Origin of the sequence: Enterobacter sp. T1-1 (assembly GCF_000710795.1) — a bacterium.
GTDB lineage: Bacteria > Pseudomonadota > Gammaproteobacteria > Enterobacterales > Enterobacteriaceae > Enterobacter > Enterobacter cloacae.
Genome location: NZ_JALW01000016.1, coordinates 67,523 through 81,557 on the forward strand (window position 1 = coordinate 67,523; position 14,035 = coordinate 81,557).

The 14,035-nt window shown below is 48.2% G+C and carries 14 protein-coding genes and 1 tRNA gene; 8 read left to right on the forward strand and 7 right to left on the reverse strand.

From position 1 onward, the window contains the following. The first annotated feature begins 56 nt into the window (after positions 1-56). Positions 57-458 carry a sigma factor-binding protein Crl gene (gene crl, locus AK59_RS0107560; protein WP_023620943.1) on the forward strand — a complete coding sequence of 134 codons (402 nt, stop codon included), beginning with the start codon at positions 57-59 and terminating at the stop codon, positions 456-458. 101 nt (positions 459-559) lie between these two features. On the opposite strand, the gene phoE is transcribed toward crl, so the two are convergent. After that, complete coding sequence (gene phoE, locus AK59_RS0107565) at positions 560-1,612, reverse strand: phosphoporin PhoE (RefSeq protein ID WP_029882435.1); 1,053 nt, start codon at positions 1,610-1,612, stop codon at positions 560-562. Positions 1,613-1,916: 304 nt separating this feature from the next. Here phoE and proB point away from each other — a divergent pair, with 304 nt between their 5' ends. The 7 genes from proB (at position 1,917) to AK59_RS0107600 (ending at position 8,597) form a co-directional block, all read left to right on the forward strand. Then, positions 1,917-3,020, forward strand: a complete 1,104-nt coding sequence (gene proB / locus AK59_RS0107570) for a glutamate 5-kinase (RefSeq protein ID WP_013095745.1) — start codon at positions 1,917-1,919, stop codon at positions 3,018-3,020. 11 nt (positions 3,021-3,031) lie between these two features. Further along, complete coding sequence (gene proA / locus AK59_RS0107575) at positions 3,032-4,285, forward strand: glutamate-5-semialdehyde dehydrogenase (protein ID WP_029882436.1); 1,254 nt, start codon at positions 3,032-3,034, stop codon at positions 4,283-4,285. Between the two features lie 111 nt (positions 4,286-4,396). After that, positions 4,397-4,472, forward strand: a tRNA-Thr gene (locus AK59_RS0107580). Positions 4,473-5,319: 847 nt separating this feature from the next. Continuing rightward, positions 5,320-6,834: an RNA-directed DNA polymerase gene (locus AK59_RS0107585; RefSeq protein WP_029882437.1), complete on the forward strand. Its 1,515-nt coding sequence runs from the start codon at positions 5,320-5,322 to the stop codon at positions 6,832-6,834. Between the two features lie 3 nt (positions 6,835-6,837). Further along, entirely contained in the window at positions 6,838-7,431 is a 594-nt protein-coding gene (locus AK59_RS0107590) for a hypothetical protein (RefSeq protein WP_029882438.1), read from the forward strand. A gap of 368 nt (positions 7,432-7,799) precedes the next feature. Beyond that, the gene (locus AK59_RS0107595) at positions 7,800-8,114 is read left to right on the forward strand and encodes a hypothetical protein (protein WP_029882439.1); all 315 of its coding nucleotides are present in this window, start codon (positions 7,800-7,802) and stop codon (positions 8,112-8,114) included. A gap of 162 nt (positions 8,115-8,276) precedes the next feature. Beyond that, complete coding sequence (locus AK59_RS0107600) at positions 8,277-8,597, forward strand: hypothetical protein (RefSeq protein WP_029882440.1); 321 nt, start codon at positions 8,277-8,279, stop codon at positions 8,595-8,597. Here the strand turns inward: AK59_RS0107600 and AK59_RS0107605 are convergent. The 6 genes from AK59_RS0107605 to AK59_RS0107630 form a co-directional block, all read right to left on the reverse strand. Beyond that, positions 8,594-9,388: a DUF4225 domain-containing protein gene (locus AK59_RS0107605; protein ID WP_029882441.1), complete on the reverse strand. Its 795-nt coding sequence runs from the start codon at positions 9,386-9,388 to the stop codon at positions 8,594-8,596. The genes AK59_RS0107600 and AK59_RS0107605 overlap by 4 nt on opposite strands. 234 nt (positions 9,389-9,622) lie before the next feature. Continuing rightward, a complete protein-coding gene (locus tag AK59_RS0107610) occupies positions 9,623-10,369 on the reverse strand; it encodes an SAM-dependent methyltransferase (RefSeq protein ID WP_029882442.1) in 747 nt (248 codons plus the stop codon). A 10-nt stretch (positions 10,370-10,379) separates the two neighbouring features. After that, positions 10,380-10,637: a YjhX family toxin gene (locus AK59_RS0107615; protein WP_013095761.1), complete on the reverse strand. Its 258-nt coding sequence runs from the start codon at positions 10,635-10,637 to the stop codon at positions 10,380-10,382. A 393-nt stretch (positions 10,638-11,030) separates the two neighbouring features. Further along, the gene (locus AK59_RS0107620; protein ID WP_029882443.1) at positions 11,031-11,702 is read right to left on the reverse strand and encodes a hypothetical protein; all 672 of its coding nucleotides are present in this window, start codon (positions 11,700-11,702) and stop codon (positions 11,031-11,033) included. A 218-nt stretch (positions 11,703-11,920) separates the two neighbouring features. Then, the gene (locus tag AK59_RS0107625; RefSeq protein ID WP_029882444.1) at positions 11,921-13,135 is read right to left on the reverse strand and encodes an L-dopachrome tautomerase-related protein; all 1,215 of its coding nucleotides are present in this window, start codon (positions 13,133-13,135) and stop codon (positions 11,921-11,923) included. Positions 13,136-13,159: 24 nt separating this feature from the next. Next, on the reverse strand, positions 13,160-13,954 hold the full coding sequence (locus tag AK59_RS0107630; RefSeq protein WP_013095764.1) for an SDR family NAD(P)-dependent oxidoreductase: 795 nt from the start codon (positions 13,952-13,954) through the stop codon (positions 13,160-13,162). Positions 13,955-14,035 lie beyond the last annotated feature (81 nt).

The window sequence follows — 14,035 nt, forward strand, 5'->3', positions numbered from 1 at the left end:
AGATTGCTAAATTTTGATGGTTTGGTAAAACAGTGGCTTCACAAAAGGAGATCGTAATGACGTTACCGAGTGGACACCCGAAAAGTAGATTGATTAAGAAGTTCATGGCTCTTGGCCCGTATATTCGAGAAGAGCAGTGTGAAGAGAATCGCTTTTTTTTCGACTGCCTGGCTGTATGCGTCAACGTGAAGCCTGCACCCGAAAAACGTGAATTCTGGGGCTGGTGGATGGAAATGGAAGCAGAAGAGAAACGTTTTACCTATAGCTACCAGTTTGGCCTGTTTAATAAAGACGGCAACTGGCAGGCCACTACCATCAAAGATCAGGAAGTAATTGACCGCCTGGAATATACCCTGAAAGAGTTCCACGACAAGGCGCGCGATTTACTGGCCACGCTGGACCTGAAGCTTGAGCCTGCCGATGATTTTTCCAGTGAAAAGGCGAAATTGACGGCGTAAAGATGAAATAATGCCGGGTGATGATCCCGTAGGCCCGGTAAGCGCAGCGCCACCGGGCACAAAAAAACCGGCTTAATGCCGGTTTTTTTATTACTGCCGACTCAGAACTGGTAGGTCATACCCAGGGCAACGATATCATCGCTGCTCACGCCCAGTTTGTTATCGTCATCAATCTGGTTGATTTTATAATCAACAAACGCGGACATATTTTTGTTGAAATAATAGGTCGCGCCGACGTCGATATATTTCACGATATCTTCATCACCAATGCCTTCGATATCCTTGCCTTTAGACTGGACATAACCCAGGGACGGACGCAGACCGAAATCGAACTGATATTGTGCGACCACTTCGAAGTTTTGCGCTTTATTGGCAAAACCGCCGGAGATTGGCGCCATATTGCGTGTTTCGGAATAGATCGTGGCCAGATAAATATCGTTGGCATCATACTTCAGACCGGTTGCCCAGCCTTCCGCTTTTTTACCTTCACCGCGTGCCTGCAGGTTCTGCTCGTTGGTGCGATCAGAGTTGGCATATGCACCAATCACAGAAAAATCGCTACCGCCGAAGTCATAGCTCAGAGACGTACCGAAGCCGTCACCGTTCTGCTTTTTGACGTCACGGTTTTCATTTTTACCCTGGTATTGCAGGGTCATATCAAGGCCGTCAACCAGACCAAAGAAGTCAGTATTACGGTATGTGGCCAGACCGGAAGCACGTTTCGTCATGAAGTTATCGGTCTGCGCCAGGCCGTCACCGCCGAATTCAGGGAACATATCGGTATATGCAGCGACGTCATACAGTGCGCCCAGGTTACGACCGTAATCAAAAGAACCAAAATCTTTCAGTTTAATACCGGCGAACGCCAGACGCGTTTTCTGAGTGGAATCGCTCTCTGCTTTGTTGCCTGCAAATTCCGCTTCCCAACGGCCATAGCCCGTCAGCTGATCGTTAATCTGAGTTTCACCTTTAAAACCGAAACGCACGTATGTCTGGTCACCATCTTTTGAATCGTCATCACTGATGTAGTGCATTGCTTTAACTTTGCCGTACACGTCCAGTTTGTTGCCGTTTTTATTATAAACTTCGGCAGCGTGAACAGATGCGGAAGCCACAACGCCCATAACCATTAATGCCAGAGTGCTCTTTTTCATTTTCGATCCTGTCTTATAAACGCGCTTAAAAATTCGCTGGACGATAAGCTCATGCTTAAGTCCCGTGAAAAAACAGAAAGGGTTTTAACGTTACGGAATGAAACTTTTATGACAAATTAAGATTAATTTTAAAAAACTGTGATTTATTATTTCGGTAATAAAATTGTCAAAATCCGCCGCTACGCTTCCTGATCCCGCGCAACAAAGTGTTTCGCGATGTGCTGTGGCAGTTGGCAACGGGCCTGACACCTGTTAAAACGTTCGTTCGACATCACTTTCCCTTATCGTTGAACGGCAGAGAATCATGAGTGACAGCCAGACGCTGGTGGTAAAACTCGGCACCAGTGTTTTAACAGGCGGATCGCGCCGCCTAAATCGCGCCCACATTGTTGAGCTTGTACGTCAGTGCGCTCAGCTGCATGCCGCAGGGCATCGTATTGTTATCGTGACCTCCGGGGCGATTGCCGCCGGGCGTGAACATCTGGGTTACCCCGAACTCCCCGCGACGATCGCCTCTAAACAGCTGCTGGCCGCCGTGGGACAAAGCCGACTCATTCAACTCTGGGAACAGTTGTTCTCAATCTATGGCATTCACGTCGGGCAGATGCTGCTGACGCGCGCGGATATGGAAGACAGAGAACGCTTCCTGAACGCCCGCGATACGCTGCGCGCGCTGCTGGACAACAATATCGTCCCGGTGATTAACGAAAACGACGCCGTGGCTACCGCTGAAATCAAAGTGGGTGATAACGATAACCTCTCTGCGCTGGCGGCGATCCTGGCCGGTGCCGACAAGCTCTTGCTCCTGACCGACCAGCAGGGGCTGTTTACCGCAGACCCGCGCTCCAACCCGGAAGCTGAACTGATTACCGATGTACACGGCATTGACGATGCGCTGCGCGCCATCGCCGGCGACAGCGTCTCTGGCCTGGGAACGGGCGGCATGGGCACTAAACTGCAGGCGGCGGATGTGGCCTGCCGCGCCGGGATCGACACCATCATTGCGGCGGGCAGCCGTCCTGGCGTCATTGGCGACGTGATGGAAGGCATTTCAGTTGGCACGCGCTTCCACGCCCAGGAATCCCCGCTGGAAAACCGCAAACGCTGGATTTTCGGCGCGCCGCCGGCAGGTGAACTGACCGTGGATGAAGGGGCGACCGCGGCGATTCTGGAAAGAGGGAGTTCATTGCTTCCTAAAGGAATTAAAAACGTGACAGGCAACTTCTCCCGTGGTGAAGTGATCCGTATCCGTAACCTTGAAGGTCGCGACATCGCTCACGGCGTCAGCCGCTACAACAGCGATGCTCTGCGCCGTATTGCGGGTCACCACTCGCAGCAGATCGACGCCATTCTGGGCTACGAGTATGGCCCGGTTGCCGTGCATCGTGACGATATGATTATTCGTTAAGGAGCCAGAAAATGCTGGAACAAATGGGTGCCGCCGCCAAGGCCGCCTCTTACAAACTGGCGCTCCTTTCCAGCCGCGAGAAAAACCGCGTGCTGGAAAAAATCGCTGATTATCTGGAATCGCAGTCGCAGGAAATCCTCCTCGCCAACGAACAGGATCTGCTGGAAGCGCGCCGCAATGGTCTGAGCGAAGCGATGCTCGACCGTCTGGCGTTGACCCCGGCACGCCTGAAAGGCATCGCCGACGATGTCCGTCAGGTTTGTAATCTGGCCGACCCGGTCGGGCAAGTGATTGACGGCGGACTGCTCGACAGCGGTTTACGTCTGGAGCGCCGTCGCGTGCCGCTCGGCGTTATCGGCGTGATTTATGAAGCCCGTCCGAACGTGACGGTGGATGTCGCTTCCCTGTGCCTGAAGACCGGAAACGCCGCCATTCTGCGCGGTGGGAAAGAGACCTGGCGCACCAACGCCGCGACCGTGAAAGTCATCCAGCAGGCGCTGCAGGAGTGCGGTTTACCGGCAGGTGCCGTGCAGGCTATCGAAAGCCCGGACCGTGCGCTGGTGAACGAGATGCTGCGCATGGACAAATACATCGACATGCTGATCCCACGCGGTGGCGCGGGCCTGCACAAGCTGTGCCGCGAGCAGTCGACGATCCCGGTGATCACCGGCGGTATCGGCGTGTGCCATATCGTGGTGGACGAGAGCGCCGAAATTGCACCGGCGCTGAAGATTATTGTGAATGCCAAAACCCAGCGTCCAAGCACCTGTAATACGGTGGAAACGCTGCTGGTGCATCAGGGCATTGCAAACACCTTCCTGCCAGCCCTGAGCAAGCAGATGGACGAGAGTGGCGTCACGCTGCACGCGGACGAGAAGGCGCTGGCGCTGCTGAAAGACGGCCCGGCGACGGTGGTGCCGGTAAACGCGGAGCAGTATGACGACGAGTTCCTGTCTTTGGATCTGAACGTGAAGATCGTAGCCGATCTCGACGACGCTATCGCGCACATCCGTGAGCATGGTACTCAGCACTCTGACGCCATCCTGACGCGCACGCTGCGCAATGCCGACCGCTTTATAAACGAAGTGGATTCTTCTGCCGTGTACGTGAACGCATCAACCCGCTTCACCGACGGTGGACAATTTGGTCTGGGCGCGGAAGTGGCCGTGAGCACGCAGAAACTGCACGCGCGGGGTCCGATGGGCCTGGAAGCGTTGACCACCTACAAGTGGATTGGCATCGGCGACGATACGATTCGTGCGTAAATAATCACGGGTGATGCAAAAATAGCCGTTTGATTCAAAAGGGCATTGACGCATCACCCGGATAGATCTAACCTTTTGCCCCGTGGTTACGCTCGTAACCGGCCTCTCAGGGCCGATATAGCTCAGTTGGTAGAGCAGCGCATTCGTAATGCGAAGGTCGTAGGTTCGACTCCTATTATCGGCACCATCTTTTCAAGAAGTTTCGCATCATTTGTACCTTCCTTATTTTGACTGTGGGACAGATTTGGGACAGAAGACCCGAAATTGAGTTATTTCTTTGCGCATGTCGGTCTACAGTGATGAAAACAAACCGCCCCCTAATATGACAGATGTGTACTGCTATTTTTCAAATGTAGAGTACGGGTATATGTTTGTGATGAACGTATCCTTCTCACACATGATTAGCCGTGGCGCTCTGAGCGGCCAGGGACGGATTAAAGAGCTAATGATGCCTTGCCACCGAACGAGCGACAAAAAGCATTAGAACTCTGACTGGCAGCCAAAGAAAGCCAGTAAACGACTCGCCGGTAATAGCGAAAATTTTCCCGGCTTCGGTTCATAAAATTTCAAGTGCTTAAGAAAAAATATATATAAGAATCAAGTTTTTATAATTTAAATTTCTCGTTAGTAGCATGAATAGTTTCACTTGAAATTTTATATCTCTTTACTATCAATAGTTTAACTGAAGTGATTAAAATGCTGGAGTAAAACTGAACTGAAAAAGCTGAAATTCTTTTCTCTCTTTTCAATTCCCTGTTCGCTGTATATCCCCAGTTGTGGCGCGGTCTGGCGCTATTATTTATAATAAATCCCAACTGAAAACTTTTGCGATCTGAAAACCTGAGGCGGGTGCGGTGTAGCGCGATTTTGGTCAGGGAAGTATTTTTTGCCAGTCTGCTGCATTGCATGCTTTCAATGTGTGGTAAAAATCAATGCCAGTCAGTAACTATGGTGATGTTTCACTTGAAAAGTGATGTAGAATAAAACTACTATTTTCATGGCAAAATGATAACGTTTGAGTAGGCGAGGGTTGCATGTTAGTTAGGGAACACTATCAAGAAACTAAAAAACTTCTCAATAATATTAAGCCAAGAGTAGTTGGTAAATGGTTATTGAATGATGGCTATTTTCCAGAGGAATATGTTTTACCCCCTTGCTTCAAAGTCGGAGGGGTTAAATTAAACCGAAAACCGTTTTTTGATAATTTAAATACTCTCAAAGAGAAAGAGATTGTTAATGTTTCATATCCTAAAACATCACTCACTCATCGTATTTTTGGTATACAGCATCCCAAATTTTATCATGATATGGTTTATTGGCTTTTCAAAGATTGGCAGTTAGTAATAAATCACCTTTTTAATGATGAAACTAAAATTTTTACATACAGTTTGCCTATTCCCGTTACTAAGACTGAGGGAATATATCTTTCACCCATACGATCTGGGAGGATGATATATGAGTGGATTGAGATGGCAGAAAGGGATCTGATTGTTGATGCTGTGAATTATAGTTATTTAGTTAGAACTGATATTACCAATTTTTATGCCTCAATATATACTCATAGCATTCCTTGGGCATTACATGAGAAGAATGAGTCACGTGACGATAAAGAATACACTCTGTTAGGTAATAAGCTTGATAGATTGCTACAATATTCAAATGATAAAAAAACAAATGGTATATCAGTTGGGTCTGCTTTAAGTGATTTGATTGCGGAAATAATTCTTTCTAAAGTTGATAGAGATGTGTCATTAAAACTCAAGGATATCGAATTTGTTGGCGTGAGATTTAAGGATGATTATAGGATCCTTTGTAATAGTGAATCTGATGCTAAGAAAATTTTAAAAGTTATTTCTCTTGAACTGGGTAAGTACAACTTAAATATCAACGAAGCTAAAACAAAAATAAATAAGCTGCCGAATGGGTTGTACAGAGAGCATTCTAAAAAGTATCACCCATATTCATTGTCTGGAGCAGAATCTTTTTCATTTAGAGAATTTGAGCAAGCGGCACTCAAGGCGTTGGACATTCATTATGAATATCCAGGCACAAGTATACTAAATAAATTTATTTCTGAATTAACTAAAAAAGATAGATTAAAGATTATTTTTTCCAAAGATAAAGCCAAGCAGTTCAAGGAAATTAAGAAATTAATAAGTCTGCTTTTCATGATAAAAAGAGAGTCTGAGAAAGTAATGGGAAATGTTCTTGCTATTATCGATCTGATTTTTCTTGAGCACAAAAAAACGCATCCAGAATTAAAAGACTTTATTAAAAATATTATTATTGATGATGTTAAACGTTCTTCAGCCAAAGACTCTGTTTTTGATGTTCTTTGGCTGGTTTTTTTTACCAAGTTTAGACAATTCGGAATAGGTGATGTATCTAAGTATGTTGATAGTTTATTTATTAATGGTAATAAATTTTATCAATGCCTTGTTAATAATAAATCCATATTCCTTGATAATAAATATGCATTATTTAAAAAGCCTAAAGATCTTAACGAGATTAAGTTGATTGAATATGTTGATTTATTTAAAAGGGATTAAGTTATGAATGAAGATGAGAATTATAAAAAATGGGCACGAATATTAGAGCCAAAAGCATTGAAGGAAAGAGTTATTTCTTATTCTATTTTTATTGCTTCCTTTGAATTGCTAAAAGAAATAGTAATTGGAAAGTTAGAACGATTTTACTTAAGTTTTGGAAACGAAGATGAATTCGTAGAGTACAGGGAAAAAGTTTTAGATAGAAATAAAAGTAGGCTTTATGCATCGATAAGCTGGTTGACGGAACATAATGCCTTAGACAAGTGTGATATCGAAACAATTGAACGCCTAAAAAAAATCAGGAATAAACTTTCTCACGAAATGTTTTATTTAATTCCTGAGGCTGATTTGCTTAATGTAATCGATGAGATTAATACAATAATTTCTCTCACACGAAAGATTGAATTATGGTGGTTTTATAATCTCGATATGGCCATTGACCCAGAGAGCTATCCCGCAGATCTGGATCTTAATGAAGTGATGCCTATGACCGTACTTCTCTTACAGGTCATGCGCGAAGTGGCGTTAGGAGATGAGCAGGCTGCTCATAATATGTTTGTTGAGTTTACCCGCAACTACAAGAGAGACCATACTTGATCTAAATGCCCCTAAGCAGCAACCCAATGGGGGCACTTAAGGGGGCACTTTGGATTTATCTAAAATAAAATAATCATAAAAACATAGTGTTATATTATTATTTTTATTCCTATAATCGCACCACTCAAGCATCTCACAAAGTCTTCTCAAATCCATTGGAACCTTCTAATTAAAGCCCACAACTGAATTCTACTGGATTATCCTAGAATCTACATGCGCATAGTGATACATCACGGGGGATAGCTATAATAAAAGGGATAGAGAGTGCCGCAAAGTTTCGGCTGGATTGCTGCAAAGTTCATCAGTATGATTGCTCGCACAATCAGTGAATGAAAAATACCTTTCTGGAATATAAAGGACGATACGACATGAAAGTGACTGATGAGACTTTGTTGAATTCTGGGTTTACACGATCGGACTTGCAGAAGATGAAGAACAACGTTGAAAGCTACGGTGGAACGCTGGGGAATGCCATCAAGGATCTGGCCACGCGTTTTGTTCTCACTGTGTGGGTTGTATCTGGTTGCCTTGCTGTATTCATTTTTCTGATGATATTCGCATCTGAAGAAAGTGTTTTTTCTGGTGGTATTGGCCTTTCTTGTGGTATCGCGGTTGCAATTATTATCCAACCACCTTTGCTTGCCTATAAATCGTGGCGATTCTGTAGGGTGAGTAAAAAATAATCAGTACCATTCTCAGTCGTCAGAAGAACAAACAATTATGATTGTTCACCATAGCAAGAGGGCTAGCGTGGTGCTTGCCGCAAAGTTTCGGCTGGATTGCGATAAAGTACATCAGTATACTCATCCCTCGAAACGGACATTGCATGAACAGAGGAGAGAAGGATGAAGATCACAGAAGACTCTTTGTTGCATTCTGGATTTACTCGCAAAGAAATACAAAAGTTGAATAATAATATCGCGAATTATGGCGGGGATCTTGATGAGGTAGTCCACGATTTAGCAAGAAGATTTAAAACTCTACTATGGATTTTCTCTTGTGGCATACTTTTTTTCATCTATCTCGTTTTTTCAAAACAGGATGATCATTGGTATGTTTTCTCAGGAGGGATTTCAATACTGATTGTTTTCTTGATATGTAGTTTTGCTCAGCCACCAATCATTTCCTACAAATCATGGCGGCATGTCAGGTCTGAAAAAAGTTAATCAATACTCATCAGATCAAAGATGACCTTGGCCTTCAAACCATATCCCACGATTTTCATTGTGAGTTTTGGAGTGCTCATAGTTGTCACTTTCCGATAGTAGTCGCTTGGTATATAACGGAAAAGCCTCCACGCTTCAGCTTTCCTCGACAAGCCAAAGATGGTGTAAACGCTTGCGCTTAAAGAAAAAGATTTGTAAACAGCGAGTCCAGTTTCAGGCTTAAATCCCATGAATTTTGCTATTTCCATTGATTGATCAGCAGCTATTCCCTCTGACTTTGCATTGCTGTCTCTTTTAAAATTAATAAACTCTTTTGATATTCCATTCATACCATCTATAACAAGAATTGCACCTGCAAGAATACCAATAGGTGTCCCGGTAAACATGAGCATAGCCCCACCAAATGTGGTCACTCCGGATATCACAATATTTACTGCCGAAATCACATACCCCACAATTTTATTGTTTTCCCAAACAAACTCGACCTTCGCATAAAGCTGAGCGGACCTGGTCCTTAACAAGCGCTCTTGCTCAAGAAGATTCTCTTTTTCAGCACGCAGATTTTTGAGGCATTCAATGCATTCTTCATCGGTTTTCGCCCGCCGTGCTGTCGCGAACTCTTTTTCTACGACCTGTTTTATTCCCTCAACAAACTTGATGCGTGTTAGACCATCTTGTAAATAGTAGGCTGACAGTCGATTTGCAGTTTCGATGACCTTTCGGGCTTCCAGATTCACCATCGTATCTGACCAGGTTCTATTCCATCCCCTGTTAAGCAGCGCAATATCCATCATGCTTCCTTCATTAATGTGCCTGGCTGTTTTATGGGCAATATATTCTCCTCATCGGTTTTTCTCAATAGACGATCCCCTGGTATTCATCTCACGCCAGTAAAAGAATAACCACCCGTAATTACGATGACGAATAAAGGGAACAATTAACGATAATTAAGTACGACAGGCATAATATTGTGCGCACCCTGCAAAAAGGCGATATAACCTTTGGGTTATATCGCCTGCTCCTTTTTATCGTGCGATTAAGGCAAACACGCCCCAACCAAAGTATTCCCGCGTATACGTCACATGGCGTTTAGGCGCATTCGTCAGCTCTGCCCGAACCTCATGCGCAAAGTCATCGTCAGGGTTCTCCTCCAGCCAGCGGCGCATGGTCAGCCATTTAGCCGCTTCATACCGATCCCAGCCTTCCTGGTCTGCCAGTACCATTTCGACCAGGTCATAGCCCTGTTCAGCGAAAGAGGCGACAAGGTCGGGCAGGGTGAGGAAATCGGCCACCGATGAAACGCCACAGGCCTGGGCAATCTCTTCCGTTGCAGGTACCTGACGCCAGTACGGTTCGCCGATAAGCACCAGTCCGCCTGGCTTAAGGCTCTTTGCCAGCAGTTCGATCGTCCCGGCGACGCCGCCCGCAATCCAGGTGGCCCCTACGCAGGCCGCCACGTCGCATTTTTCATCCGCCACATAGCCCGCCGCGTCGTTATGAATAAAATGAACGTATTCACTGACGCCAAGCTCTTCTGCGCGCAGCTTTGCCTGTGCGGTGAAGAGCGGGCTCATGTCGATGCCGGTACCGGTAATGCCGTAGTCACGTGCCCAGGTACACAGCATCTCTCCCGAGCCGCTGCCGAGATCGAGAATGCGCGCGCCTGGCTTCATGCGTAACACGCGGCCCAGCGTGGCGTACTTCTCTGGCGTGAAGGGGTTGTGAATGCGGTGTTCACTTTCGCTGATAGTAAAAATACGTGGGATATCCATAATCCTCTCCTTATCGATTATCAGGCTGGGCGCGAACGTTGTTCAGCCCGGTGGTATTGATGCGGTAGGGCTGACCGTTGACGGATTTGATCAGCTTTTTGGTTTTGAGTTTTTTAAAGACAGCGAGTGTGCAGTCGGTGAGCAGAAGCCCTTCCCGGCTGTAGCATTCAACAGAAGTGACGCGGCCAGATGCATCGCGGACGTGCACAATACGTCCACCTTTAGCGAGAACGTGTAAGGTACGTTGTTCCTGACGGGATAAATTCATACTGGAAAACCTGTTTAATCATCATGTGCAAAACGTGCAAACACACAGCGGTGTCCGCATTCGATTTCAGCGCATTGATAATCAGTCCGGCCTGAAAGGTCGGGGTGCTGATTATCAGATGATTACATTCTCCAGCATCAAAGCCTCGGGTAGAGTTGAAAGGTATTTACGAGGCGAATGATAACACCGCTTTTTGGTAAGTGAATAGCCAGGGATAAAAAGTGTGATCCAGAAGGGTAGGGTGCGGCGCCAGAATGTTGTATTCCCGGCAGGCTGGAAGTGAAAAGGTAAGCCTGTGGTCCGGCTATCTATCTTTTTTATCCTGAAACCCCATGGTATTTCAGGATGAGCGTACTCCCACACAAGCCCGCACGAAGCGGGCCGTACATCACATCACAGCTTCAGCAAACGCGGCAGCTGGTTGTCCAGCTCAAGCAGGCAGCTTTTCATGTAGCTTTCAGTTTGGCTGGTCACTTTTTGGTAATTATTTGCACTCCACTCGCTCAGTGGCGCTTCAACTGGCGTAGGGGCGCATTCCGCTACCGTAAATGCAGAGAACATATTTCCGCTTTCCGGGCGCTTATAGAAGAGGACTTTGTATTTCAGCTGATAGAGAGGCGTGGTCGCGGTGGCGTCTTTATAGATCAGCGCCCAGGTTGCTTTACCAATATAGAGCGGCTGCTTGTAAACGTGGCCATTGCCTTTTTCGTTCAGCCACTTGCTGATATTTTGTTTCGCTTTAGGAACAAACCAGCTGTTCGTCGGGTTTTGCAGGGTTTCAATGGATGTCCCTTTATAGTTCTCTTTATCAAAGTCACCGGAGTTAATGTTACCGGTTAACGCGCCGAGAACGGCAAGCCCCATACCGGCTGCGGCATGCGTCGGGGTCACTTCGCGCAGCGTGTTGTCGGCGATACGGTTGTCATTCAGTTCCGGCAGTGCTGATACGCTATAAATATCAATTGCGCTGCCATTTGCCGCTTTCACGGTGTCGGGTTTTACCGAGCCAGCACAGCCCGCAAGAATTAAGGATGCAAATACAATCGCTAGAAGACGAACTTTCATTTTCTCTCCATGAGATAATTTTATTTAGGTGGCTGCGTGGATGATCCTGAGCCGAAAAGGGCCGTTTATCTTGCCCGACAGAGTTGCCAGCCTGCAGACACAGGCTGACAACTATCCAGATAAATATCGACTCCCTGACCCTGTTCTTTAGTCAATCAGCCACATTCCTTTGACTCGCATCAATAATCGTTCGCGATTATCCAGCCACGGGTATTTTATTATTCGGCCGTATTATGTGACGCACCGAGAGGCAAACGCCACAAATCATAGCGTTCCTCTCCGGGTTTAACGGCTCCCGCGAAGTGGTCATTGAGGCGACTCGAGGTAAAGATCAAATCCCCGTCCGGACGGATTGCCGGTGTGTCTGGCCAGTAAACGTCTTCGCTGGCGGCGATAAGCGACATAGCGCGGTGCTTCGGATCAAACCGGACAATGCCGTTGCGGGTAACATCCGTGATATAGAGGTTGCCCTTTGCATCGGTTACAAGACCGTCGGTGTTACCGCCCACCACGCCAAGATCCTGGATACTGGCGGCAATCTGCGCATCGGTTGATCCTGCCTGCCTCAGCAATGCCGTGGGCACTGCCCAGGCATGGGTTCCCGTTGTGACCGTCCAGTACAGCGTGTCCGCATCCGGGGAGAGCGCAATACCGTTGATGCCAATTAATAAGGGTTTACCCGGCCAGACCTCCGCACCGTGTGAAACCACGTTGACGCCCGGCTCAATCTGTAGCGCAGGGTGACGGTCGAGCACGCGTCGCGCCGTGCCGGTGGTGAAATCTACGACGATAAGGCCCACGCGGTTTTCCGGTGCGCTCCGCGAGCCGCTGTCGGAGATATAGGCGACGCGGCGTTTCTCATCGACAACCACATCGTTCAGGAAGCTGGCTTTGCGGTCCGCCACGCCATCCAGGGCGATACGTTTAAGGGTGCGGCCTGTGTTGAGATCCAGCACGACCAGTTTCTGCGAGCCCACGGGCGACTCTGTTTCGCCTGCGACAAACCCCATGTCCAGCGCCCATAGCCAGCCGTTTTGACGATCAATATAAAAGCCAAGCACGTTGCGCAGGTTCTGCGCGGGATCGGTGTTTACCGCGTTCCCCTCGCGGGACGGAAACGCCGTCAGGCGGGCAGGGCCGGACTGAACAGTCGTATCCAGAATGCTCAGCGTGGCGGGGGCGGCGGCAGAAACCAGCCGGGGCGTACTGACAAAGGCCCGGCCCTTTGCATCAAAATGGATACCGGCAATGGGCGCGTTAACCGAGCCGGAAAAGCGCGTCGGCGTTTGCCCATTCTGCGGGGTATCCCAGCTCACGCCAGCATAGCTGCGCCAGCGTTCAAGGGGCTGGAGCGTCGCCGCACTGGCGAGACTCGGGAAAGCGATCAGCGCCGCCAGCGCAATGGCGGACAGACTACGGGTGCGAATGAACATGGAAAGGCTCCGGTGAGTTCAGCATTAAAGGATGGAACGGAACGTGCCGCCCTCAACGCGTACAGCCGCCCCGTTGGATGCCGCGCCCAGGGGGCTGGCTAACAAAGCGACCATCGCCGCGATCTCGTCTGCCTCAATCATTCTGGCGATCAACGAGCTGGGGCGGTAGGTCTGGAAGAAATGCGCTTCGATCTCCCGATCGGTCATATCCGGGGCAGGCGCGGTCTGGCGAAGGTACTCAATAATGCCGTCCGAGCGCGTCGCCGACGGCAGCACGCTGTTAACCGTCACGCCGGTTCCCCGGGTCAGTTCGGCCATACCGCGCGAAACAGCAAGCTGCGCTGATTTGCTGACGCCGTAATGCACCATATCTGGCGGCGTAAAGGCGCCCACTTCGCTGGATATAAAAATCACCCGTCCCCAGTTCCGTTCCAGCATGCGCGGGAAGTAGTGGCGTGAGAGGCGGACGCCGGACATCACATTGGTGTTGAACATGCGCAGCCAGTCTTCGTCGTTAATATCCGCGAAGGCTTTGGCTTCGTAGAACCCCAGGTTATTTATCAGAATATCGGTATCAGGGCAGGCGGCGAACAGGGCTTCTGCTCCATTCATGGTACCGAGGTCAACGACAACGGTGGAGACCTGTGCGTCAGGCGTCGCGTCGGTGATGGTGGCCGCGGCTTTTTGCAGCTTTGCCGGGTCGCGTCCGGTAAGGGTGACGGCAACCCCTTCTTGAGCGAGCGTGCGGGCGATGGCCAAACCAATGCCTGCGGTTGCGCCCGTAACCAGCGCGGTCTTACCGGTGAGTTGAAGATCCATAGTGTTTACCCTCTGATGATGAATGCAGCTCACTTTACTCATCACTCCGGAGGGGATAAATTAGCCAGATTGAAAAACATT